Below are 24,041 nucleotides of genomic sequence, written 5' to 3'. Positions count from 1 at the left end.
GCCAGTCAACGTTGCACCCTTGTGGGAGGGACTTCAGTCCCGACGCCCGAACCCTTATCGCGTCGGGACTGAAGTCCCTCCCACAAAAAACCGTCGCCCGCGTGCCGGCGTAGATGCATCATTCCCATCGACATCCCTCTCCCTGGCTTTCTGCCTTCTTTTTTCCTGCCTTCTGCACTGCTCTCTGCTTCCTTCTCGGTGCTACCTATTCCCCTGCTCCCCTGTTCCTGCACCCTGCCCTTTGCCTTTCGCCCACCTCCCCAAGAGCAAGCTGGTCGCTTCCTGCTCCCTCGCTTTTCTCCGAGCGCACTGACCCTGCTTCGCTCTGCACTTGCGATTCCCTATTCCCGACTCCCCAATCCCGGCCCCACCAACACTGTGCTTCCCGCAACATGCAGGCGATAATGTTGGGATGAACATCTGACCGACCGCGTTTCTCCGGAGCGCGGCCTCACCCAAGGGAGCAGCGCATGGCCGACGCCGTCCGCCACGACAAGACCGCGCGGCAGCTGCGCATGCTGTCCGATGCGCTGGACAGCGGGCGCCTGGGCCCGGTGCGGCGGCTGGTCAATACGCTGGCGCCGGCCGAGATCGGCAACCTGCTGGAGTCGCTGCCGCCCGGCAAGCGCGAGGTGGTGTGGGGGCTGGTCGATCCGGAGGACGACGGCGAGGTGCTGGTCCACGTCGGCGAGGAAGTGCGCGAGAGCCTGCTCGCGGACATGGACCCGGACGAAATCGTCGCCGCGGTCGAAGACCTGGACATCGACGACCTGGCGAACCTGGTCGAGGACTTGCCGGACACGGTCATCGACGAAGTGCTCAAGTCGATGGACCGCGAGAACCGCGAGCGGCTCGAGCAGGTGCTGTCGTATCCCGAGGACAGCGCCGGCCGCCTGATGAACCCGGACGTGGTCACCGTGCGCGCCGACGTCAACGTCGACGTGGTGCTGCGCTACCTGCGCCTGCGCGGCGAACTGCCGGACCACACCGACCACCTGTTCGTGGTCAGCCGCCGCCACCAGTACCTGGGGCGGGTGTCGCTGGCGGCGCTGGTGACCCACGAGGACTCCACCCCGATCAACCGGCTGATCGACGACGAGCAGCCGGCGATCGACGTCGGCGAAGGCGCCGACGAGGTCGCGCGGCAGTTCTCCGACCACGACTGGATCTCCGCGCCGGTGGTGGACGACAACAACATCCTGCTCGGCCGCATCACCATCGACGACGTGGTCGACATCATCCGCGACCAGGCCGAGCACCAGGCGATGAGCGCCGCCGGCCTGGACGAGGACGAAGACCTGTTCAGCCCGGTGCGGCGCGCATTCCGGCGCCGCCTGCTGTGGCTGACGATCAATCTCGGCACCGCCTTCATCGCCTCCAGCGTGGTCGGCCAGTTCGAGGGCACCATCGCCAAGCTGGTGGCGCTGGCCGCGCTGATGCCGATCGTGGCCGGCATGGGCGGCAACGCCGGCACCCAGGTGCTGGCGCTGATGGTGCGCGGCCTGGCGCTGGGCCAGATCGGCGCCTCCAACGTGATCGTACTGCTGCGCAAGGAGCTGGCGGTGGCGCTGATCAACGGCCTGGCGCTGGGTATCGGCCTGGGCCTGATCGTGCTGCTGTGGTTCAAGCAGCCGCTGCTGTCGCTGGTGATCGGCTCGGCGCTGACCATCAACCTGCTCACCGCTGCGCTGGGCGGCGTGCTGGTGCCGCTGACGCTCAAGCGCCTGGGCTTCGATCCGGCGCTGGCCGGCGGGGTGATCCTGACCACGCTGACCGACGTGATGGGCTTCCTCAGCTTCCTCGGCCTGGCCACGCTGGTCCTGCTGTAGCGCGTGTCCATGCCGCGGGCGCGCCTCCCGCCGGCGCGCCGCACGGAGCGGCAGCAGCGCGCGTCGCCGCATCCACAGGCGCACGACGGGCACGCCACGCCAGCACGCGCCTTGGCCGCCGGCTGACTGCCGCATGTCCGCCGCCCCTGCCCGGGTTGTCGTGGAGACGTCCCGCCCACGATACTGCGGCCTTCCCATCCGAGGGCCGGCCATGTCGATGCGTTCGTTGCTGCTTCTGCTGTGCCTGTCGATGGTCGGATGCAGCAGCTTGCCCAGCGACCCGGCCACCGGCCACTTCGTCAGCCGCCAGCTCAGCCTCGACGGGCGCGTCTATCGCTACCAGGTGTTCGTGCCGGCGCCGGCGCATCGCCAAGGCCCGGTGCCGGTGGTGCTGTTCCTGCACGGCTCCGGCGAGCGCGGCGACGATGGCCGCGACCAGACCACGGCCGGGCTGGGCCCGTACCTGCGCCGCCACCTGGCCGATTTCCCGGCCCTGGTGGTGATGCCGCAGGCGCCCGACGGCGAGGAATGGAACGGCGCCAACGCGACCATGGCGCTGCAGGCGCTGGACGACAGCAGTGCCGAGTTCAACGGCGACCCACAGCGCACCTACCTGACCGGCATGTCGATGGGCGGCTACGGCACCTGGGAGATCGCCCTGAAGCAGCCGCAGCGCTTCGCCGCGCTGGTGCCGATCTGCGGCGCGATCCTGTCCCCGCACGAAGACCGCGAATACCTGGTGGTGACGCCGGTGGCCTATCTGGCCGATCCCTACAGCGCCCTGGCGCAGCGCCTGCGGCACGTGCCGGTGTGGATCTTCCACGGCGCCCAGGACGACGTGGTGCTGCCGCACGACGACCGCAAGATCGTCCGCGCATTCAAGAACCTCGACGCCGACGTGCGCTACACCGAATACCCGCAGGGCAACCACAACGCCTGGGATGCCACCTACCGCGATCCGAAGATGTGGCAGTGGCTGTTCGCGCAGAAGCGCAGCGACGCCGCCACGCAGACGACCGCCGACAACTGAGCGCGGCCCGCGCTGCGCGCACGTGCGCGGCAACGCAGCCGGCCTGGCCGCACGCTGCCGATCTTCGATCACCGTTCGATGCAGGGGGATGCATGCGACACAAGGGGATGCTGCGCGCCATCGTGTGCGCGCTGTTGGCCTGCGCCGGCCATGGCGCGGCGGCACAGGCGCTGACCGAACCGGTCACCACCTACCTGCAGAGCAAGGCGGCGACCGCCCGCCCCGGCGCGGAGTACCGCAAGGACATCGCCGCGCTGCAGGCGCGGCTGGACAAGATGGATGCGGCGGACATCGCCCTGCTGGACCGGATCATCGCCCACTGCGGCACCTGGCAGCGGCCCGGCCTGCGCGTGGTCAGCGTGGCCGACGCGCGCGAGTACGAGGCCTACATGGCCACGCATGGCGACGGCCAGCCGACCGAATGGATCGACCTCAGTTGCGCCAACGCACTGCAGATGCGCGGCTTTGCCGCCGCCGCACAACGGCAGTGGTCGGAGGCGCTGGCATGGCTTGACCAGGCCATCGCGCTCGGGCCGTACCTGTTCTCCGCCTACACCGAACGCGGTTATGCGTTGCGCAACCTCGGGCGCACCGACGAAGCGCTCGCCAGCTATCGGCAGGCGCTGGCCCTGGCCGACGTGTCGCCGCGGGCACGGGCAGGCCGCGCGATCGCGTTGCGCGGCATCGGCTCGCTGTTGATCGACACCCCGGACAAGGCCGGCACCCGCGCGGCCCTGCAGCAGTCGCTGGAGCTGGAACCCGGCAATGCCGTCGCCCTGCACGAGCTGCGGTATCTCGACCAGATGGAGGCGGCAGCGTCGCAAGCCCATTAGGCCCTGCCCGCGCTTCCGCGCATGCCGCGCCGGGGTGATGCACGCCTACGGCAGAGGCACCACCACAGGCCTGTGCGCATGGGTCCACCGCCACGCCGGTCGGCGCGGGCCTGGCAGGTGCGTCGCCGACACGCGCCGCGTGCGTCGACGGCCGGCAACACCGACGGTGCGATCGGGCCCAACGCGGCGAACATGGCCGCGGCGCTGCGGGTAGTGCGCAGCGGCAACGGCCCCGCGTGACGCGTCCGGTCGACGACGACAGTTCCCGCTGCGCAACGCAATCAGCGGTGCGGCGACGCGCCAAACCGCGTACAGTCCGCGCTTTCGTGCATAGGCCCGGCATGGCGACCGCCCTCTCTTCATCGCAAACCGCGTTCCATGCCCGCCTGCGCGCCCTGGAACCGAGCGCAGCGGTGGTCGCCGGCGCGGCGATTCCGCCACTGCTGGTGCCGGCACACGACGACGCCGCTGCGTTGCAACTCAGCGACAGCGGACGCTGGCTGTTGCAGGTGCTGGACGCGCTGGACGCGTTGCACCAGGCAAGCCAGGCCAACAGCCTGTCCGCCGATGCGCTGCGCCGCGACCAGAAGTTCGCGCCGCCGGGGCGGCCGTCGCTGCACCTGGTGCAATTGCGCCAGCAGCAGGCGGCCGCGCAGCAGGCCGTGCGTCGTGCCAACCAGGCGCTGGCGCAGGCCGCCGCCGGCTTCGTGCGCAGCGCCGGGCTGACGCCACCGCCGCGGACCGGGCCGGTGGCGTTCGTGCAAGGGTGGCTCGCACGCCATCTGGGGTAGCGGCACCGCGTTGCCGCGCGGCCCAGGTGCGCATCGATATGCCGGCGACCACGCCGCGCGTGTCTACGCAAGCTAAACCGCGGGCGCCGAAGCACCATGCCCGCCCGGCCTGCACCTGCCCCGCTGCTATCCTGCACGCCCCTCGGACTCCGCTGCCCGACGCCCCATGCCCGTGCCCGCTCTCGTTGCCCTCCCCTGCCCTGCCCCGGCGGCCTGCTCGCGCACGCGCCTTGGCGCCCGTGCCACGGCCGCGGCGGCATGAGCATGCCCGTCGCGCATACCGCGAATTTCGCCACCTGGGGCATCTGCGCACTAGCCACCGCCGGGGTGATCGCGCGGCCGTTCAAGCTGCCCGAGGCGTGCTGGGCAGTGGGCGGGGCGCTGCTGCTGATGGCGCTGGGGCTGATGCCCGGCGGCGAGGCCTGGCAGGCGGTACTGAAGGGCCTGGACGTCTATCTGTTCCTGATCGGCATGATGCTGCTGTCGGAAACCGCGCGCGCCGAAGGTCTGTTCGACTGGGTGGCGATGCATGCGGTGAACCTGGCCAAGGGCTCGACCCAGCGCCTGTTCGCGCTGGTGTTCGGCGTCGGCATCGTGGTCACCGCGTTCCTGTCCAACGACGCCACCGCGGTGGTGCTGACCCCGGCGGTGTACGCGGCCGCGCGCAAGGCCGGCGCCAAGCCGCTGCCGCTGCTGTTCGCCTGCGCGCTGATCGCCAACGCCGCCAGCTTCGTGCTGCCGATCTCCAACCCCGCCAACCTGGTGCTGTACGGCGGCAAGATGCCGACCCTGGGCGCGTGGATGGCCGCGTTCGCGCTGCCGTCGCTGCTGGCGATCGGAGTGACCTTCGTGATGCTGCGCTGGGCCGAGCGCAAGGACCTGACCGGCCACTGCGCCGCGCGCGTGGACACGGTGCCGCTGACCCGCGGCGGCACCTTCGCCCTGGTCGGCATCCTCGCCACCGCGGCGCTGCTGGTCGGCGTCTCCGCGCTGGGCCTGGACCTGGGTCTGCCGACCTGCCTGGCCGGCCTGGCGACACTCGGCGTGGTCTGCCTGGGCGGCCGGCAGTCGCCGCTGCCGATGGCCAAGGCGGTGTCGTGGTCGGTGCTGCCGCTGGTGGCCGGCCTGTTCGTGCTGGTGGAGGCGCTGTCGCGCACCGGCGTGATCGGCCTGCTCGCGCGTACCCTGGCCGACGCCGCCGCGCACTCGCCGCAGGCCACCGCCGGCATCGCCGGTACCCTGCTGGCGTTCGGCTCCAACCTGATGAACAACCTGCCCGCGGGGCTGATCGCCAGCACCACGGTGGCCCAGGCGCAGCCGCCGCAACTGGTGGTGGACGCGCTGCTGATCGGCGTGGACCTGGGGCCGAACCTGTCGATCACCGGCTCGCTGGCGACCATCCTGTGGCTCACCGCGATCCGCCGCGAAGGCGAGGACGTGGGCTTCTGGCGCTTCCTCAAGGTCGGCGCGCTGGTGATGCCGCCGGCGCTGCTGTGCGCGCTGGGGGCGCGGCTGCTGCTGGGCTGAGTCGCGCGCGTGCACTTCGCGGATTGCCCATGGCGGCCAAGCCCGCGGGATGGGCACCCAGGCCCGGCCTGTAGCGACCGCGGCGGCTTTTACCGCAACGCGTCGCGGCTGAAGCCGCTCCTACGAGGGCATCGGACAGCTCGCAGAATTCCCCTGTAGGAGCGGCTTCAGCCGCGACAGGCCTTACCGCGGACACCTGCCGCGGTTGCTCCATGAAAAGCAACAAGCGCCGCCGCTGCGGCAGCACACGTGACGCGCGCTAAGCCCCCCATTGTGGGAGCGACTTCAGTCGCGACGCGCAAGGCCATCGGCCATCGCCCCCTCGTCGGGACTGAAGTCCCTCCCACAACGGCCCGACGCTCCCGCTGCTACGCGCGCCCTACCCCGCGCGCAGCCGCCGCGCCACGCCGCTGACCACGGCAATGACCGCCGTCAGCGCCGCCATCGACAGGAACTGCATACGGGTGTCCGGCGAGGCGACCAGCAGGCCGAAGATCAGCGCCAGGATCGCCAGCGCCAGCACGGTGAGCACCGGATAGCCGCGCATGCGGAACGGCAGGCGGGTGCCGGCGCGGTCGGCGCGCGCGCGCAGGATCAGCTGCGACAGCAGCGAGATCGTCCACACCAGCAGGCAGGTGGCGCCGACGATGTTCAGCAGCACCGGCAGCACGCGGTTGGGATACAGCAGCTCCAGCACCGCGGCGACGAAGCCGAACAGCACGCTGGCCAGCACCGCCATCCACGGTACCTGCTGGCGGCTGGACGCGGCCAGGGCGCGCGGCGCTTCGCCGCGCTGGGCCAGCGAGAAGATCATCCGCGAGGCGCCGTACAGATTGGCGTTGAGCGCCGACAGCAGCGCGATCACCGCGATCAGGGTGATGGCGGTGGCGGCGCCGGGAATCCGGGCCACCTGCAGCACCGCGGCGAACGGCGAACTCAGCGCCTCGCTCTGCCACGGCACCACCGCGATGATCACGCTCAGCGAGCCGATGTAGAACACCAGGATGCGCCAGGCGACGGTGCGGATGGCGCGGGCGATGCTGCGCTCCGGGTCGGCGGTCTCGGCCGCGGCCACCGCCACGATCTCGGTGCCGCCGAACGCGAACACCACCACCAGCAGCGCGGCACCGATACCAGCCAGGCCCTTCGGCGCGAAGCCGCCGTTGCCGGTGACGTTGGACAGACCCGGCGAGGCCACCCCGGGCAGCCAGCCGGCCAGCAAGGCGATGCCGACCAGGATGAAGCCGACGATCGCCGCCACCTTGAGGATGGCGAACCAGAATTCGAACTCGCCGAAGTTGCGCACGCCCAGCAGGTTGATCGCGGTGAACGCGGCCATGAACGCGATCGCGGCCAGCGGTACCGGCAGGCCCGGCCACACCGTCGCCAGCAGGCCGGCGGCGCCCACCGCCTCGGCGGCGATCACGATCACCAGCTGCAGCCACCACAGCCAGCCCACGGTTGAGCCGGCGGTCGGCCCCATCGCGTCGGCGGCGTACACCGAGAACGCGCCGCTGGCCGGCTTGGCCGCCGCCATCTCGCCCAGCGCGTTCATCACGATGATCACCAGCGCGCCGGCGACCAGGTAGGAAATCAGCACCGCGGGCCCTGCCGCGTGCACGCCGACGCCGGAGCCCAGGAACAGGCCGGCGCCGATCGCGCTGCCCAATCCCATCATGATCAGTTGCCGCGGTTTCAGCGCATGGCGCAAGGCGGGTGCGGCGGCAGGCGGGACAGGCGCGGACGGATGCGGCATCGGCTCGGTCGGGTGCGGAAAACGCGACACGATACAGGCTGGCGACGATGCCGTGCGGCTGCGCGCGCGTTTGGCCGCCTGCGAGCGCGGATCGGCGCACAGCGGCGGCATGGCTGCTGCAACGCAGCGCGGATCCGCGCACGCGGCCGCGATGCACACCGCGACGGCGGACGGCGAGCGCCTTGCTGGCGGCCGCTCCACGCCCGGCAAGACCACGGCACCGCTCGATGCTCGACAGGTACGGAATCGCCTTACCTGCAGCCATCACGAGCTTTCGCTCCATCTGGTTGATTTTGCATATTGACAGCGATGCTAACGTCAGAAATACTGAACTCGACGCCCACCGAATCTCCTATCTCCGTACCAGCCGATGAGGGCATGCACGCGGAGCCGGGAGGACGGCAGGCGACGACGGACCGGGAGACGGCCCGTTGCGGGCGCTCCGGCCGGAAAGGACCACGGTTGCCGCTCGTCCCATGGCGTACAGGTCCGTACCATCCAGACAAGGAGAGACACCATGATCAAACCGTTGCTGACCCTGACGGTGCTGGCGGCCGCGCTGGCGGCGCCCTGCCTGCAGGCCGCCGAACGCGCACCGCTCAACGCCGCCGATGCCATCCAGGGCATGGGCGAACGCCTGCCCATCGGCAAGAAGAACGTCAGCCTGTCGCCGCTGTTCAAGGTCTACACGTTCGAGAAGGCCGGGCTGCGCTTCGTGCAGATCAACTCGTTGCGGGACGAGGTCATCACCGTGCTCACCGCCACGCCGGGCACCGAGGCACGGCTGCCGATCGGCACCGCCGCCGAGGAGCAGATGATCGCGGTCAACGACGCGAAGAACCAGCCGCTGGGCATGGTCACCGCCGCGGCGAGTTGCCCGTGCAACGCCACCGTGGTCTACCGCGACGCCAACACCACCATCGTGGTGGTCTACGGATCCAACGGCGAGTACATCACCTCGTACGTGATCAAGAGCCCGCAGACCAAGCCGCCGCAATAAGTGCCGACCGCGCTGCGGCCGCACTCGGCGGCCGCAGCGTGACCCGCCGCCGTCGATCGGCGTACGCGGGTGCCCGGATCGGTCCATATCGCCCAGCGGCCGATATCGGCAAACGCATGCGGCCGCTTCCGAGGAAGCGGCCGCACCGAAGGCGGTCCGGCGACCGGACCGCAACGACTCAGAACTCCTGCCAGTCCTTGTCCAGCGCTACCGCCGCCGCGAACGACGGCGCGCGGCGTGCCGGTGCGGCCGCGGCCTGCGGGCGCGGACTGCGCGTCATCGTCTGCGTCGCGTGTCTGCCGCGCGGCAACGGCGCCGGCATCGGCGCCGCAGCCGGCGCGCCGTCCAGCTTGAACAGCGCCACGGCCTGGGTCAGCTCCACCGACTGCTGCTCCATCGAGCGCGCCGCCGCGGTGGCTTCTTCCACCAGCGCCGCGTTCTGCTGCGTGCTTTCGTCCATCTGGGTGACGGTCTGGTTGACCTGCTCGATGCCGGCCGACTGCTCCTGCGAGGCCGCCGAAATCTCACCCATGATGTCGGTGACACGCTGCACCGAGGCCACGATCTCCTGCATGGTGCTGCCGGCCCGGTCGACCAGCGCCGAGCCTTCGGCGACGCGCGTCACCGAATCGTCGATCAGCGTCTTGATCTCCTTGGCGGCATTGGCCGAACGCTGCGCCAGGGTGCGCACTTCGCTGGCAACGACCGCGAACCCGCGGCCCTGCTCGCCCGCACGCGCGGCTTCCACCGCAGCATTGAGCGCCAGGATGTTGGTCTGGAAGGCGATGCCGTCGATGACGCCGATGATGTCGGCGATCTTCTTCGACGAGGCCTCGATGCCACTCATGGTCTCGACCACCTGCCCGACCACCGCACCGCCCTGCGAGGCGACCGACGCCGCGCCGCTGGCGAGTTGGTTGGCCTGGCGCGCATGCTCGGCGTTCTGCTTGACCGTGGAGGTCAGTTCCTCCATCGACGCGGCGGTTTCTTCCAGGCTGGCGGCCTGCTGCTCGGTGCGGCGCGACAGGTCGTCGTTGCCGGTGGCGATTTCGCTGGCGGCGGCATTGATGCTGACCGCGGCGGTCTGGATGCGGCCGACGATGCCGGTCAGCTGGTCGGCGGTGGCGTTGGCATCGTCGCGCATCCGCGCGAACACGCCGTGGAAGTCGCCATGCATGCGCGCGGTGAGGTCGCCGGCGGCGATGGCCTGCAGCAGCGCCGACAGCTTGCCGAGGTTGCGGTCGCTGACCTCCATCATCGCGTTGAGGTCCTGCACCATCAGCCGGAAGTCGTGCTGGAAACTGGCCGCATCGCCGCGGGCACTGAAGTCGCCGGCCGCGGCTGCTGCGGCCAGACGCTTGATCTCGGTGTTGATCGCCAGCAGGCTGGCCTTGGCCGCATCCATCGATTCGTGCAGCACCGCACGGCTGCCGGGCAGCCGGCGCGCGTCGCGGCGCAGGTCGCCGTTGGCGTACTCGTTGAGCACGCCGATGGCATCGACGATGGCGTCCAGATGCTCGAACATCATGGTGTTGATGCCCTTGCTCAGCTCGCCGTAGACGCCGGGGAAGTCATGCGGCATGCGATGGCTGATGTCCTTGTCGGCGTGCAGCTCGATCATCAGCACGGTCTCGCGGGAGAAGCGTTGCAGCTGGGTCTGCATGCGGCCCATCGCCAGCAGCAGGCGGCCGGGCTCGTCGCGCGCGTCGGTGGCCACGTCGTTGTCCAGGCGGCCGTCGGCGATGGCCTCGGCGGCGCGGGTGGCGCGGGCCAGCGGCACGGTGAGACTGCGGGTGATCATCCAGGCCAGCAGGCTGCTGACCAGCACCACCGCCAGGCCGCCGGCGATGAGCATGGCGCGCCCGCGCGCCATCGCGGCCGTCGCTTCCGCATAGGCCTCATTGCTGCGGGTGGCCTGCAGATCGGCATAGCGGGCGATGGCGTCCTGCCATTTCTGCGTCAGCGGCGCGGACTCCCGCATCAGCAGGGCCAGGGCCTCGTCCGGCTTGTCGTGCATGCCCAGATCCATCACCCGGTTGTTGACGTCCACGGTCATCTGCCGCGCGCGATCGACTTCCTCCAGCACGGCCTGGCTCTGCGCACCGCTGGGGATGGCGCCCGCCCGCTTGCGCGCCTCCTGGTAGCGTGCGCGCTGCTCGGCGACGATCTTGGCGAAGCGGATGTTGTCTTCCTGGGACGTCGGCAACACGATGTTGCGGACATTGATGGCCACGACCGAACTGGCGTTGAGCATGTCGCTGGACGCGCGGATGGCGGCGATGTTGCGGTTGACGATGCCGTCCAGTCGCTCGCGCGCCTGGAACAGGGTCAGCAGCCCGGCGACGACCAGCGCCGAGGACAGCAGGATGAGGATGCCGAACGCGGTGGCGAGCCGGGCACCGACGTTGTAGCGCTGAAGGAATGCAATCATGGAATGGCCTTTGGGGGAATGAGAGGGGCGATGGAACGCCCCGGACCACGCACGCCGACCAGCCGCCGTTGTGCGCGCCCGCATCGAAGCAAGATGAATGAGCCGTGAAAAAGCGTTTTGAATCAGACGCTTGATGACGCATCCCGCTCGATGTGCGGGCGATGTAACGGCGCCCTGCGCGGGGACTTGAGAGGCAATTGCACGGAATTTATTGAACGTCCTCAGGCACATCACAGGGATGTGCAGAGCCGATTCACACGGCGTCCGGATCGGCGTTTTTGCGTGAAGAGCACGTGCACGCCGTGTTGCAACGGCCGGCACGGCGCTTGCTTGCGACGCGAGGTCGCAGCGAGGAAAAATTTTCTGGTTGGCCGCACAGCGGCCACCTCGATACCCGTGCGACGACCAGGAATGTGATCGCAGTCACTTCGCGGCGTCAGCCAGGAACCCGCGGCCGGGCTACTGCGGCAGCGATGCCTTCGTACAAGGGACGCGTCGCATCACGCGCACGGCGTCTGCCGCACGGCGGCGGCGGCACGTGACGACTTGCTGGATGCTCACGCGGGCAACACACGCGTCGGTCAGAAACAGCGTGCCGCGCCAAGGCAGGCACGGCATCGCGACCGCAGTGGAACGTCCTCGGATCGGCGGAACGCGGCACCGGCAGCGGCAAGGCCGCCGGCACGCGACAGGCGAGCGACGCGCATTGCGCCGCTCGCCGATGACAGACGCCGTACGGCTCAGAACTCCTGCCAATCCTTGTCCAGCGCCGTCGCCGCCGCCGGCTGCGCCGCACGCCGCGAAGGTGCGGCCTTGGCCGCTGCCGGACGGACGCTGCGCTTGCCCGCGGGCGTTGCCGTGGCCTGGTGCCGCGGCGCCTGCGCTACCGGCGTGGCCGCCGATGCGTCCAGCTTGAACAGCGCCACCGCCTGGCTCAGTTCCACCGCCTGCTGTTCCATCGAGCGCGCTGCCGCACTGGCCTCTTCCACCAATGCCGCGTTCTGCTGGGTGCTCTCGTCCATCTGCGTCACGGTCTGGTTGACCTGTTCGATGCCGGCCGACTGCTCCTGCGAGGCCGCGGAGATTTCCCCCATGATGTCGGTGACACGCTGCACCGAGGTCACGATCTCGGTCATGGTCTTGCCGGCCTGGTCGACCAGGACCGAGCCTTCGGCGACGCGGCTCACCGAATCGTCGATCAGGCTCTTGATCTCCTTGGCCGCGCTGGCCGAGCGCTGCGCCAGCGTGCGCACCTCGCTGGCGACCACGGCGAAACCGCGGCCCTGGTCGCCGGCACGCGCGGCTTCCACCGCCGCGTTGAGTGCCAGGATGTTGGTCTGGAAGGCGATGCCGTCGATCACCGAGATGATGTCGGCGATGCGCCGCGACGCATCCTCGATGCCGCTCATGGTGGTCACCACCTGGCCGACCACGTCGCCTCCCTGCGAGGCGACCGAGGCCGCACCGGCGGCGAGCTGATTGGCCTGGCGCGCGTGCTCGGCGTTCTGGCGAACGGTGGAGGTCAGTTCTTCCATCGACGCCGCGGTTTCTTCCAGGCTGGCGGCCTGCTGCTCGGTGCGGCGCGACAGATCGTCGTTGCCGGCGGCGATCTCGCTGGCCGCGGCATTGATCGACACCGCCGAGTGCTTGATCCGGCCGACGATGCCGGCCAGTTGCTCGGCGGTGGCATTGGCGTCGTCGCGCATCTGCGCGAACACGCCGCGGAAATCGCCGTGCATGCGCGCGGTCAGATCGCCCGCGGCGATCGCCTGCAGCAGGGTCGACAGCGCCTGCAGGTTGCCGTCGGCGGTGGCCATCAGCTGGTTCAGGCTGTCCACCATCACCCGGAAGTCGTACTGGAAGCGCTCGGCGTCGCCGCGCGCGCTGAAGTCGCCGTCGGCCGCGGACGTCGCCAGCTGCTTGATCTGCCCGTTCATCGCCGACAGGTTGGCCTTGACCTCGTCCATGGTCTGGCTCAGCACCGCTTCCTCGCCGGGCAGGCGATCCATGTCCTGCGACAGGTCGCCGATCGCGTAGCGGCCCATGATCTGCGCCAGGCGCGTCTTCACCGCCAGGTGCGAGGCGACCAGCGCGTTGGTCTCGGCGGCCATGCGTCCGTAGTCGCCGGGGAAGGCCTGCGCTTCGATGCGATGGCTGACCTCGCCGGCATCGTGGCGCTTGGCCATCTCCAGCTGCGCGCCGATCAGGTTGCTGACCTGCTGCTGCATGCCCTGCATCGCAACCAGCAGACGTCCGGTTTCGTCGCGGGCGTCGGTGCGTACGTCGTTGTCGAGCTTGCCGCTGGCGATGGCCTCGGCGACACGCGTGGCGCGGGTCAGCGGCACGGTCAGGCTGCGGGTGATCAGCCAGGCCAGCAGGCCGCTGACCAGCACCACGAGCACGCCACCGGCCACCAGCAGGCTGCGGCCGCGGTCCATCGCGACGTTGGCGCTGGCGTAGGCTTCGGCGCCGCGCGCGCGCTGCCGGTTGGCGTAGGTATTGATCGCGTCCTGCCATTGCTGGGTCGCCGGCCCGGCCTGCGTCATCAGCACCTTCAACGCCTCGTCGGACCTGTTGGCCATGCCCAGATCCAACACCTGCTGGTTGGCGAGGCGGGTCCGTTCGTAGGCGTCGTCGATGGCCTTGCGCATCTGCGCGCCGGTGGCGTCGCTGACCGGCATCGCATAGAGCTTGTCGTGGATCTCGCCGTAGTAGCGGCGCTGCTGGTCGACCGCCTTGGCGAACCGCTCGTTCTCTTCCTGCGTGGTCGGCAGCACGATGTTGCGCAGGTTGACCGCCACCTGTGCGCTGGCGTTACGCATCTCGCCGGTGTAATCGAGGATCTGCATGCGCCGGTTGACGATGGTGTCCATCATCTCGCGCGCCTGTTTCAACGTCAGCAACCCGGCGACGACGAGCGCACAGGAGAGCAGGATGAGGACGCCGAAGGCGGACGCGAGCCGCGTCCCGACGTTGTAGCGTTGCAGGATTCCGATCATGAGGGGCCACCAAGTAAGAAAAGGAGAGCAGCCCGCGCCACGACCTGGATCGCGCAGGACACCCTCGGGCCAACGGCCGGGCGCGATGCGACGGAGAAGAAGGAAACGACACTTCCAGCACCGACCGCATCGGGGGTGTCCCATGCGGGTACTCGTACTAGGTAACGGCGACCCGCCTGGAATCTTGATGCGCAACTGCGCACAGTTTTCTAAATTCCCTCAGCATCGTGACTGTGATGTACACGTTGCATGTCTACATCACGCCACCTTTGCGCACCCGTAAAATCCATGTGAAACAAAGGCTGGAAGGTGCCTTGTCAGCGCTGGCGCACGTCGCCCTTGCCGTCGCAGACGCCGACAGGCGCACACCCAAAATGTCGTAAACGGCATATATCCGCCACCGCCTGGGCGACCCGCCTCCGCGCCGTCGGGCGCGGAGGCGGCGTGCCTTACTCGGCCAGGTTGGTGCCGGCACCGGCGGTGGCGATGACCTTGGCCTTGACCTGCGCGGCAGGGATCGCCGTGTACAGGTAACCCAGCGGCTCGGGATAGGTCTTGGACGAGATCCAGGTGGTGGCGTTGGCGTAGGGCTTGCTGGTGCTCTCCGGCACCGTCCAGGTGATGCCGCTGCCGACGTAGTTGTTGATCAGGTCCCAGTAGCCGATCTCGCTGCTGTCGCGCGAGGTCACCGGGTTCTTGATGTTCTCGAAGTAGTTGGCTTCGATCAGCGCCACCCCGCCCATGCGCACGTTGATGCCGGAGGTGAAGACGTTGTTGAAGTAGTTGTTGTAGATGTGGCTCAACCCGCGCCGCTGCAGCGGCAGGCGCGATTCCACGTTCTCGAAGCGGTTGTGATGGTAGGTGGTGCGCGCGGCGGCATTCTGGGTATCGCTGTCGCTGTAGCCGTTGAGCGCGACCTTCTGGTAGTCGTGGATGTAGTTGTACGACACGGTGACGTGGTTGACGCCCTTCTTCATGTCGATGCCGCCGTCGAAGGACGCATCGCCGGCGCCGGGGCACTTGGTCAGCGAGGCGAAGATGGTGTTGTGGTCCACCCAGATGTTGGACGGCTGGCCGCTGGAATTGCCTTCCAGGGAGATCGAATCGGCGTCCTCGCCGCCCGGCAGCAGGCCGATGGTCATGTTGCGGATGATGACGTTGTGCGCATTGCCGACCACGCGCACGCCGAAGTTGGCAGACGAGCCGTTCGCACCTTTGATGGTGATGTCGCGCTTGTTCTTGATCTGCACGGTCTTGGCCGGCAGCTTCCATTGCGTGCACACGTCGGTGATGCTGGCGTAGTTGAAGCTGCCGGTGTAGTTGAGCACCAGGCCGCCGGAGCCGGCGTAGTTGTCGATCGCCGCCTGCATCGCCTCCATCGTGGCGACGTTGACCGGAATGGCACTGCCGCCACCGGTGGTGTTGGCGCCGTAGCCGACCGGGCCGGCGAAGGCCGGGGCGGCGCCGACGGTCAGCGCGAGCGCCAGGGCGCCCCTGCGGAACTGCTGCTGCATGATGTCTCTCCCATCTGTCGCGATGAGTGCAGGACGCATGACAGTGCATGCATGCGCCGGCACGGGGGCGTGGGGGCCGGCGGCATTCTTGGAATGCGCGCGGCGGCCCGCGCAATCGCCGCGACGCCGAACTGGAACCCTGCGCTCCGTTCGCCGCGCGAGACAGGACAAGCGGACACGCACGGTCCGCAGGAGACAGACAGCGACAGCCGGGGACAGGCTGTCCGCACGCACGCTGCGTTGGACGCACCTCGCCGGCAACGACGGCGAACGGCCGTGTATCGCGCGCACCGCCATCGCCCTCGGCACACTGCGCAGGGACAAGCACACGCCGACGCTGCGCGGCCGCGAATGTTGCGGCCGCAGCACGTTTGCGCGGGCCATCCGCCGCCGAACAGGCGCCGGATGGCCGCGACGCGCTCAGCTCACCGTGTCGAGGCGGTTGTCGCTGCGGTCGGCATCGGGCAGCACGTGGTCCGGATCCAGGGTCACGTGCAGCACCTTCTGCGTGCTCGGCACCCGGATCTGCGGCTCGGTCTGCTGCATCCAGGTCTCCACCGGCACGCGCTGATCCAGATGGCTGCCGTCGGCGAAGTCGATGCGCAAGGTCGCCGGCATCACCAGCTTCTGGCGGCTGCCCAAGGTCACCAGCATGCCCTTGGCCGGATCATGATCGACGTACGCGGCCGCGCGCACGCCCATGTCCAGCTGCCAGTTGTTGAGGTACCAGCCGCGCCACCACCAGCTCAGGTCCTCGCCGGCTTCGCTCTCCATCAGCCGGAAGAAATCCGACGGCGTGGGATGCTTGTAGGCCCAACTGGCGATGTACTTGCGGAACGCCGGATCGAAGCGCGCCGGCCCCAGGATCTGTTCGCGCAGCAGCACCAGGCCCAGCGCGCCCTTGAAGTAAGTCAGCGGGTGCCGGTACTTCTCGCTGGTGGCGTCGGCGCGATCGAGCAGGGTCGGCGCCTGCGCGTCGGCCAGCAGCGGCAGGATCTCGTCCACCGGGTTGCCGCCGCCGGGCGCATACTCGCCATCGCGCTTGGGTGCGAATTCGCCATGGTTGATCGCGTCGGAGGCGTAGACGTCGATGAAGGTGTTGAAGCCCTCGTCCATGAACGCATGGCGGCGCTCGTTGGAGCCGACGATCATCGGGAACCAGCCGTGGCCGAGTTCGTGCGCGGTGATCCAGAACAGCTGCTTGCCGCCGTCCTCCATGTCGTCGAAGACGATGCCCGGATACTCCATGCCGGCGCCGTGGCCGCCCAGGTTCACCGCCGCCGGCCACGGGTACGGATACCACTGCGAGAAGTGCTCGATCGAGGCCTTCACGAATTCGGTGGAGCGGCCCCACTTGTCGCTGCCGACCGCGCTGCGCGGATACACCGACATCGCCAGCGCATGCTTGCCCTCGGGCAGGTTGATCCGCGCCGCATCCCAGACGAACGCCGGCGAGGCGGCGAAGGCCACGTCGCGGGTGTGGTCCATGTGGAAACGCCAGATCTGGGTGCCGCTGGCGCTGGGCCGGCTGGCCGCGTTGCCCACGTCATCGGCGCCGCGGATGGTCACCGTCGTGTCGCTGGCGGCGGCTTGCGCCAGGCGCTGGCGCTGGGTGGCGGTGAGCACCTGCGCCGGATTCACCAGTTCGCCGGACCCGGCCACCAGGTAGTCCCACGGCACGGTCACCGCGTAGTCGAAATCGCCGTACTCCAGGTAGAACTCCGCGCCCAGGTAGGGCTGGGTGTCCCAGCCGCGCAGGTCGTCGTACACCGCCATGCGCGGATACCACTGCGCGATCTCGTAGATCTCGCCATCAGGAGTTGGCGTGACCGCGGTGCGGCCGCCCCAGGTGCCGGGCACGGTGTAGGCGTAGTCGATGTGCAGCTTGAGCGTCTTGCCGCTGGCCAGCGTCTGCGGCAGCTCCACGCGCATGCGCGTGTCGTCGATCAGGAAGGTCGCCGCCACGCGCTTCCCGCCCTGCTCCAGTTCCACCTTGGCGATGCGGTAGCCCTCGGTGCTCTGCGGCGCGGGCCGGTCGGCACGCGCGGCGCGCAGGGTGCGGGCGCGGGCATCGCCGCGGTACAGGTTCTGGTCCAGCTGCAGCCACAGCACGTCCAGCGTGTCCGGGCTGCGGTTGCTGTAGGTGATGGTCTCCTGGCCGCGCAGCGTGTGCGTGGCCGGCTCCAGGGTGGCATGCAGGTCGTAGTCGGCGCGGTTCTGCCAGTACTGCGGGCCGGGCACGCCGCCGCCGCTGCGGTAGGCGTTGGCCGGCTGCGGCAACTGCAGCGGCGCGAACAGCGCCTGCGGATCGTAGCCGCCCTGACGGTCGGCGGTGGCAGCGGCGGCGCCGGACTGGGCGGCGGCGACAAGCGGGAGGCAGGCCGCGGCGAACGCAGCGCGGCGCAGGACAAGGATCATGGTGACGTCCGTGGGGAGGATCGCCGCCGATGGTAGGCCGATTGGGGGTTGGCGCGAATGTGCCGTTCGCCACCTTCGGCAGCGGATGCTTGGCAAGGCCGCGTAGGAGCGGCTTCAGCCGCGATGGGGATTCCCGGTAAAGCCCGTCGCGGCTGAAGCCGCTCCTACGACGAAAGGGCGACGCGCGCCGGGCTCAGCCCAGCAAGGTCTCCAGCACCGCCATGCGCACCGCCACGCCGTTGGCGACCTGGCGCAGGATGCACGACTGCGCGCCGTCGGCGACCTCGTCGGTGATCTCCACGCCGCGGTTGATCGGGCCCGGGTGCAGCACCACCGCGTCCTTGGACGCGCGGCGCAGGCGCTCGGCGGTGAGGCCGTACTGGCCATGGTAATCCTCCAGCGAGGTCACCAGGCCTTCCTCCATGCGCTCGCGCTGCAGGCGCAGCATCATCACCGCGTCCACGCCGTCGAGCATGGCGTCGAAGTCCTCGCCGACCACGCAGCCGTCCAGGGTGTCGTCGTCGGGCAGCAGTGCGCGCGGCCCGCACACGCGCACTTCGCCGGCCCCGAGGGTGCGCAGCGCGTGCAGGTCCGAGCGCGCCACCCGCGAGTGCTTGACGTCGCCGACGATGACCAGCTTGAGCTTGGAGAAGTCGCCGCCCTTGGCGTGGCGCAGGGTCAGCATGTCGAGCAGGCCCTGGGTGGGATGCGCGCTGCGGCCGTCGCCGGCGTTGATCAGCGCGGTACCCTCGCCCGCCGCCTCGGCCAGGCGCTCCACCGCGCCGTCCTCGGGGTGGCGCACGACGAAGCCGCGCACGCCCATCGCTTCCAGGTTCTTCAGCGTGTCGCGCGCGGTCTCGCCCTTGCGCGTGGACGAGGTGGAGGCGTCGAAGTTCAGCACGTCGGCGCCGAGCCGCTGCGCGGCCAGCTGGAACGAACTGCGGGTGCGCGTGGACGGTTCGAAGAACAGCGTGCACACCGCGGTGCCGGCCAGCACGTTGCGCTTGCCGACCCGGCCCACTGCCGCGTCGCGGATCTGCCCGGCGCGGTCCAGCAGTTGCAGCAGGGTCGCCCGCGGCAGCCCTTCCAGGGTCAGCAGGTGGCGCAGGCGCCCGTTCGAATCGAGTTGCGGATCAGTCATGGCGGGTCCGGGCAGTGGATCAGGGAGGGGGAATGGCGTCGTCGGGCGCGGCCAGCCAGCGCTCCACGATCACCGCGGCGGCCACCGCGTCCAGCGCGGCGGCGTCGCGACGGCGCTTGCGGCCGGCGGCACGGTCCACCGCGAAGCGTTGCGCGGCCTCGACCGAACTGGAGCGTTCGTCGACCAGCACCACCGGCAGGCGGTAGCGCGCGCCGAGTTCGCGGGCGAAGGCGTGCGCGCGCTTGCGGTTGGGCTGGTCGGCACCATCGAGGGTGAGCGGATCGCCGACCACCAGGCCGTGCGGCCGCCATTCGGCATGCAGGCGGTCCAGCGCCGGCCAGTCCGGCCCCTGCGCATGCACGTCGATCACCGCCAGCGCGCGTGCGCCGTTGCCGAAACAACTGCCGACGGCCACGCCGATGCGGCGGTGGCCGACGTCGAAACCGAGCACGGTGCCGTCGCGGCGGATCGTCGCGGGCGCGGCGCTGGTGGGCGCGGGTGCGCCAGGCGCAGGCAGGCCGGACTCAGGCATGCCCGCTGTAGTCGGTGAGGCGGAACAGGTCCACGCCGATACGCCCGGCCGCGGTCTGCCAGCGCCGCTCCAGCGGCAGCTCGAACAGCAGTTCGGCGTCGGCCGGCGCGGTCAGCCAGCTGTTCTCGCCCAGTTCGTATTCGAGCTGGCCGGCGCCCCAGCCGGCGCAGCCCAGCGCGACCACCGCGTTGCGCGGCCCTTCGCCGCGCGCCATCGCCTCGAGTACGTCGCGCGAGGTGGTCAGGAACAGGCCGTCGGCGAACGCCAGGCTGGAATCCCAGCCGTGCGCGCCATCGTGGATGACGAAGCCGCGCTCCGGATGCACCGGCCCGCCGCTGAGCACCACCTGCTCGCGCAGGGTGGCGTCGATGGTCTCGATGCCCATCTGCTCCAGCACTTCGCCCAGGGTGTATTCGGAGGCGCGGTTGACCACCACGCCCATCGCGCCGTTCTCGTCGTGCTGGCAGATCAGCGCCACGCTGCGGGCGAAGTTGGGATCGGACAGCGCCGGCAGCGCGATCAGCAGTTGGTTGGCCAGAGGCGTGGGCAAAGCGGACATGGCCCCATTCTATCGTCCCTCCCGCGTGCGCGCTGCCCGGGCTGCGGCGGGCTGCCATAATCCGCCCGATCGCGGCCCCGACCGGTCGCCCAGGAGCACGCACGCATGGACACGCCCCCCGACCTGCCACGCCAGACCCGCGCCTTCATCGTGCTGGTGGCCCTGCTGCAGGGCGCGCTGTTGTACCTGGCGCAGCGCGGCGCCGAGAGCGGCCTGTGGCCGTTCGGCTCCCTGGGCGGACAGGTGTGCTGGTACACCCTGGTGCTGACCGTGCCGACCATGACCCTGCTGTCGGTGCGGCACCTGGGCGCGCTGCGCCTGTGGCAGCACACCATCGTGCTGGCGGTGCTGGTGGCGGCCCTGTCCGCCTGGGCGGTGTGGAACGCCACCGGCGCGCCCGGCCTGCGCACCGGCCAGGTGCTGGGCCCGTTCGCTGCGACCCTGGCGCTGGCGATGTTCGTACTGCTGCCGTGGCTGCAGTGCCGGCTCCAGCACGGGCGCTGGCAGGCGCCGTACCGCGACCTGTTCGAGCATGCCTGGCAGAACGCGCTGACCCTGGCGCTGGCGCTGCTGTTCGTGGGGATCTGCTGGCTGGTGCTGTGGCTGTGGGGCGCGCTGTTCGCGCTGGTCAAGCTGACCCTGTTCCGCGACCTGTTCCGGCAGACCGCCTTCGTCTACCTGGCCACCGGCACCATGTTCGGCCTGGGCCTGCTGATCGGCCGCACCCAGCAGCGCGCGGTGCAGGTGATGCGGCAGATCCTGTTCGCGATCTGCACCGGGCTGCTGCCGCTGCTGGCGTTCGTGGCGGTGCTGTTCGCGCTGAGCCTGCCGTTCACCGGCCTGCAGCCGCTGTGGGAGACCCGGGCCGCCGCCAGCATCCTGATCGCGGTGGTGGCCACGCTGGTGGTCTTCGTCAATGCGGTGTATCAGGACGGCACCGCCGACGCGCCCTACCCGGCCTGGCTGCAACGGGTGATCGACGCCGGGCTGCTGAGCCTGCCGCTGTACGCGGGGCTGGCGCTGTACGCGCTGTGGCTGCGCATCGGGCAGTACGGCTGGAGTACCGAGCGCTTTGCCGGGGTCCTGGTCGCGGTGGTCGCCTGCGGTTACGCATGCGGTTATGCCTGGGCGGTGCTGCGACCGGGCGCGCGCTGGCTGCAGCCGCTGGCGCCGGTGAACCGGGTGCTGTCGTGGGTGGTGATCGGCCTGGCGCTGGCGGCCAGCTCGCCGCTGCTGGACCCCTACCGCCTCGTCGTCGGCGACCAGTTGCAGCGCCTGGCCGACGGCCGCACCAGCGCCGCGCAACTGGACCTGGCCTATCTGCGCTTCGACAGCGGCCGCCGCGGCTACCGCGCGGTGCAGGCGCTGCGCGAGGTGCCCGCGTTCGCCGACGACCCGGTGCAGCGCGAACGCCTGCAGCAGATGCTGCAGCGCCAGCAGCGCTGGGGCGGCGACAACGAGGATGCGCCGCGCAGCACCGATCCGCTGCAGGTGCGCCAGCGCATCGTGCCGGCCGCCGGCAGCGCCGAGCCCGACGCCGCCTGGTGGCAGGCGCTGCTGGCCGGCAAGATCGAGGACGGCAATTGCCGGCGCGGGGGCGCGCAGTGCGTGGCGCTGCGCCGCGACCTGGACGGCGATGGCCACGACGACGTGCTGCTGTGCAATGCCAGCGCCGGCTACGGCGTCGAATGCCGGATCCACACCGACCTGGGCAGCGGCTGGCGCGACGTGGCGCGGACCCACTTCTTCCCGCGCCGTGGCGACAACGCCGACGCGCTCTACCAGGCGCTGCGCGAGGGCAAGCTGCAGTTGCTGCCGCGGCGCTGGCCCGACCTGCAGTTGCCGGGCGCGCGGCGGACCGAGGTGTACCCCGCCGACCCCAACGAGCAGACCGACTGAGGGATACCCGCCGCATGAGCAGCTACTGCGATATCGCCCCCGGGCACCCGGTGCACGGCCACTACCACGACCACGAGTACGGCGTGCCGCAACGCGCCGAAGCCGACCTGTTCGAGCGGCTGGTGCTGGAGATCAACCAGGCCGGGCTGAGCTGGGAGCTGATGCTGAAGAAGCGCGCCGGCTTCCGCGCGGCCTACGCCGGGTTCGACGTGGACACGGTGGCGGCCTTCGGCGAGGCCGACGTGCTGCGCCTGCTCGGCGACGCCGGGATCATCCGCAACCGGCTCAAGGTGCAGGCGGCGATCCACAACGCACAGGTGATCCAGGGCCTGCGCGCCAGCCACGGCAGTTTCGCCGTCTGGCTGGACGCGCAGCATCCGCGCAGCAAGGCGGAATGGATCAAGCTGTTCAAGCGTACCTTCCGCTTCACCGGCGGCGAGATCACCGGCGAGTTCCTGATGAGCCTGGGCTACCTGCCCGGCGCGCACCGCGAAGATTGCCCGGCGTTCGCGCGCATCGCGCAGCTGGATCCGCCGTGGATGCGCGCCGGCTGAAGCTGCTGGTGCGCGAGGAGCGGCACGACGCCACCTTGGCGCGGCCTGCACGAACGCTGCACGCCGCCGCCGGCATGGTCGGCGCATGGCCTTGCGCATCGGCATTTCCGGCTGGCGCTACCCGCGCTGGCGTGGCGTGTTCTATCCGTCCGAGCTGACCCAGCGGCGGGAGCTGGAGTACGCCGCGCACTGCTTCCGCTCGGTGGAACTCAACGGCTCGTTCTACTCCCTGCAGACCCCGAAAAGCTATGCCGCCTGGCACGACGCCACCCCGCGCGGCTTCGTGTTCGCGGTCAAGGGGCCGCGCTTCGTCACCCACCTGAAACGGCTGCGCGACTGCGAGCAGCCGCTGGCGAATTTCTTCGCCTCCGGCCTGCTCGCGCTGGGTCCGAAGCTGGGGCCGTTGCTGTGGCAGTTGCCGCCGTCATTGGCCTTCGATCACGACCTGCTGGACGCCTTCCTTTCGCTGCTGCCGCGTACCAGCGAGAGCGCACTGGCGCTGGCGCGCAAGCGCGACGCTGCACGCATGCGCGATCGCAGCGTGCTGCGGATCGACCGCAACCGGCGCCTGCGCCACGCGCTGGAAGTGCGCCATCCCAGCTTCGCCACGCCGGAAGCGGTGGCCTTGCTACGCAAGCACCGGGTGGCGCTGGTGCAGGCCGACACCACCGGCAAGTGGCCCTACCTGGAAGACGTGACCGCCGATTTCCTGTACCTGCGCCTGCACGGCGATGCGCAGCTCTACGCCAGCGGCTACGACGATACGGCGCTCGACGCCTGGGCCAGGCGCATCGACGCCTGGCATCGCGGCAGCGAACCGGCCGATGTGCAGCGGGTCGGCCCGCGCGCACCGGCGCGCGCGCGACGCGACGTGTACTGCTACTTCGACAACGACATGAAGGTGCACGCGCCGTTCGATGCGCGACGCCTGGCGCAACGGTTGGGCGTGCCGACGCCATGCCCGGCGCGCGGCGACGAAAACGACAGCGACAGCGACAGCGAGGATTGAACGGCAGCTCGCCGCATGCGGCATTCCGGGATTGAGCCTCGCACCATGACATCGCCCCGTCGCAGCGGCCTCCGCCACGTCGCGGCGCTATCGGCCATCCCCGTCGCGGCTGAAGCCGCTCCTACGCCTTGCCTGTCGTCGTGATCAAAGGATCGTTGACGTCACCCCAGGCGTGCCTGCGTCTCCCATCGTGCTCGAAGACGCGCTGCCCACGCACTG

General features: G+C 69.9%; 18 protein-coding genes. 10 read left to right on the top strand and 8 right to left on the bottom strand.

Features of this window, described 5'->3' with window-relative positions; all coding sequences use genetic code 11:
• The first annotated feature begins 470 nt into the window (after positions 1 to 470).
• The 5 genes from mgtE to AC1PMG_RS06860 all read left to right on the top strand — a co-directional run bounded on the left by mgtE (position 471) and on the right by AC1PMG_RS06860 (position 6,010).
• On the top strand, positions 471 to 1,829 hold the full coding sequence (gene mgtE, locus AC1PMG_RS06880) for a magnesium transporter (protein ID WP_017913818.1): 1,359 nt from the start codon (positions 471 to 473) through the stop codon (positions 1,827 to 1,829).
• Between the two features lie 211 nt (positions 1,830 to 2,040).
• On the top strand, positions 2,041 to 2,859 hold the full coding sequence (locus tag AC1PMG_RS06875; RefSeq protein WP_017915553.1) for a carboxylesterase family protein: 819 nt from the start codon (positions 2,041 to 2,043) through the stop codon (positions 2,857 to 2,859).
• A gap of 92 nt (positions 2,860 to 2,951) precedes the next feature.
• Complete coding sequence (locus AC1PMG_RS06870) at positions 2,952 to 3,692, top strand: tetratricopeptide repeat protein (RefSeq protein ID WP_481111096.1); 741 nt, start codon at positions 2,952 to 2,954, stop codon at positions 3,690 to 3,692.
• Positions 3,693 to 4,033: 341 nt separating this feature from the next.
• Complete coding sequence (locus tag AC1PMG_RS06865; RefSeq protein ID WP_481111095.1) at positions 4,034 to 4,483, top strand: hypothetical protein; 450 nt, start codon at positions 4,034 to 4,036, stop codon at positions 4,481 to 4,483.
• 258 nt (positions 4,484 to 4,741) lie between these two features.
• On the top strand, positions 4,742 to 6,010 hold the full coding sequence (locus AC1PMG_RS06860; protein WP_481111094.1) for an arsenic transporter: 1,269 nt from the start codon (positions 4,742 to 4,744) through the stop codon (positions 6,008 to 6,010).
• 379 nt (positions 6,011 to 6,389) lie between these two features.
• Here AC1PMG_RS06860 and AC1PMG_RS06855 read toward each other — a convergent pair whose 3' ends face one another.
• On the bottom strand, positions 6,390 to 7,766 hold the full coding sequence (locus AC1PMG_RS06855; protein WP_481111093.1) for an amino acid permease: 1,377 nt from the start codon (positions 7,764 to 7,766) through the stop codon (positions 6,390 to 6,392).
• On the opposite strand from AC1PMG_RS06855, the gene AC1PMG_RS06850 reads away from it, so the two are divergent.
• Positions 7,687 to 8,070, top strand: coding sequence for a hypothetical protein (locus tag AC1PMG_RS06850; RefSeq protein WP_481111738.1), 384 nt, complete (start codon positions 7,687 to 7,689; stop codon positions 8,068 to 8,070). The two genes, AC1PMG_RS06855 and AC1PMG_RS06850, sit on opposite strands and share 80 nt — an antisense overlap.
• Positions 8,071 to 8,283: 213 nt before the next feature.
• Positions 8,284 to 8,766 carry a hypothetical protein gene (locus tag AC1PMG_RS06845; RefSeq protein ID WP_295933356.1) on the top strand — a complete coding sequence of 161 codons (483 nt, stop codon included), beginning with the start codon at positions 8,284 to 8,286 and terminating at the stop codon, positions 8,764 to 8,766.
• Positions 8,767 to 8,944: 178 nt separating this feature from the next.
• On the opposite strand, the gene AC1PMG_RS06840 is transcribed toward AC1PMG_RS06845, so the two are convergent.
• The 7 genes from AC1PMG_RS06840 to AC1PMG_RS06810 form a co-directional block, all read right to left on the bottom strand.
• Positions 8,945 to 11,197 carry a methyl-accepting chemotaxis protein gene (locus tag AC1PMG_RS06840; RefSeq protein WP_481111092.1) on the bottom strand — a complete coding sequence of 751 codons (2,253 nt, stop codon included), beginning with the start codon at positions 11,195 to 11,197 and terminating at the stop codon, positions 8,945 to 8,947.
• Between the two features lie 740 nt (positions 11,198 to 11,937).
• Positions 11,938 to 14,196, bottom strand: a complete 2,259-nt coding sequence (locus AC1PMG_RS06835) for a methyl-accepting chemotaxis protein (RefSeq protein WP_481111091.1) — start codon at positions 14,194 to 14,196, stop codon at positions 11,938 to 11,940.
• Positions 14,197 to 14,645: 449 nt separating this feature from the next.
• The gene (locus AC1PMG_RS06830; RefSeq protein ID WP_481111090.1) at positions 14,646 to 15,710 is read right to left on the bottom strand and encodes a pectate lyase family protein; all 1,065 of its coding nucleotides are present in this window, start codon (positions 15,708 to 15,710) and stop codon (positions 14,646 to 14,648) included.
• A gap of 420 nt (positions 15,711 to 16,130) precedes the next feature.
• On the bottom strand, positions 16,131 to 18,128 hold the full coding sequence (locus AC1PMG_RS06825; RefSeq protein ID WP_481111089.1) for a M1 family metallopeptidase: 1,998 nt from the start codon (positions 18,126 to 18,128) through the stop codon (positions 16,131 to 16,133).
• A 193-nt stretch (positions 18,129 to 18,321) separates the two neighbouring features.
• On the bottom strand, positions 18,322 to 19,269 hold the full coding sequence (locus AC1PMG_RS06820) for an aspartate carbamoyltransferase catalytic subunit (RefSeq protein ID WP_152236595.1): 948 nt from the start codon (positions 19,267 to 19,269) through the stop codon (positions 18,322 to 18,324).
• A 19-nt stretch (positions 19,270 to 19,288) separates the two neighbouring features.
• On the bottom strand, positions 19,289 to 19,801 hold the full coding sequence (gene ruvX / locus AC1PMG_RS06815) for a Holliday junction resolvase RuvX (protein ID WP_407136429.1): 513 nt from the start codon (positions 19,799 to 19,801) through the stop codon (positions 19,289 to 19,291).
• Complete coding sequence (locus AC1PMG_RS06810; protein WP_342072300.1) at positions 19,794 to 20,360, bottom strand: YqgE/AlgH family protein; 567 nt, start codon at positions 20,358 to 20,360, stop codon at positions 19,794 to 19,796. The genes ruvX and AC1PMG_RS06810 overlap by 8 nt, the downstream gene beginning before the upstream one ends.
• A 105-nt stretch (positions 20,361 to 20,465) precedes the next feature.
• Between AC1PMG_RS06810 and AC1PMG_RS06805 the strand changes: the two genes are divergently transcribed.
• The 3 genes from AC1PMG_RS06805 to AC1PMG_RS06795 all read left to right on the top strand — a co-directional run bounded on the left by AC1PMG_RS06805 (position 20,466) and on the right by AC1PMG_RS06795 (position 23,822).
• Positions 20,466 to 22,259 (top strand): DUF4153 domain-containing protein, encoded by a 1,794-nt coding sequence (locus tag AC1PMG_RS06805; RefSeq protein ID WP_481111088.1) that lies wholly within the window; start codon positions 20,466 to 20,468, stop codon positions 22,257 to 22,259.
• A gap of 14 nt (positions 22,260 to 22,273) precedes the next feature.
• Positions 22,274 to 22,813: a DNA-3-methyladenine glycosylase I gene (locus tag AC1PMG_RS06800; protein ID WP_481111087.1), complete on the top strand. Its 540-nt coding sequence runs from the start codon at positions 22,274 to 22,276 to the stop codon at positions 22,811 to 22,813.
• An 85-nt stretch (positions 22,814 to 22,898) separates the two neighbouring features.
• Positions 22,899 to 23,822 carry a DUF72 domain-containing protein gene (locus tag AC1PMG_RS06795; RefSeq protein WP_481111086.1) on the top strand — a complete coding sequence of 308 codons (924 nt, stop codon included), beginning with the start codon at positions 22,899 to 22,901 and terminating at the stop codon, positions 23,820 to 23,822.
• The last annotated feature ends 219 nt before the right edge of the window (positions 23,823 to 24,041 follow it).

The sequence above is a fragment of the Xanthomonas sp. NCPPB 2250 genome (assembly GCF_056725265.1).
Note: the sequence above shows the minus strand (reverse complement) of the source record. Positions and strands in the feature narration are given on the sequence as shown.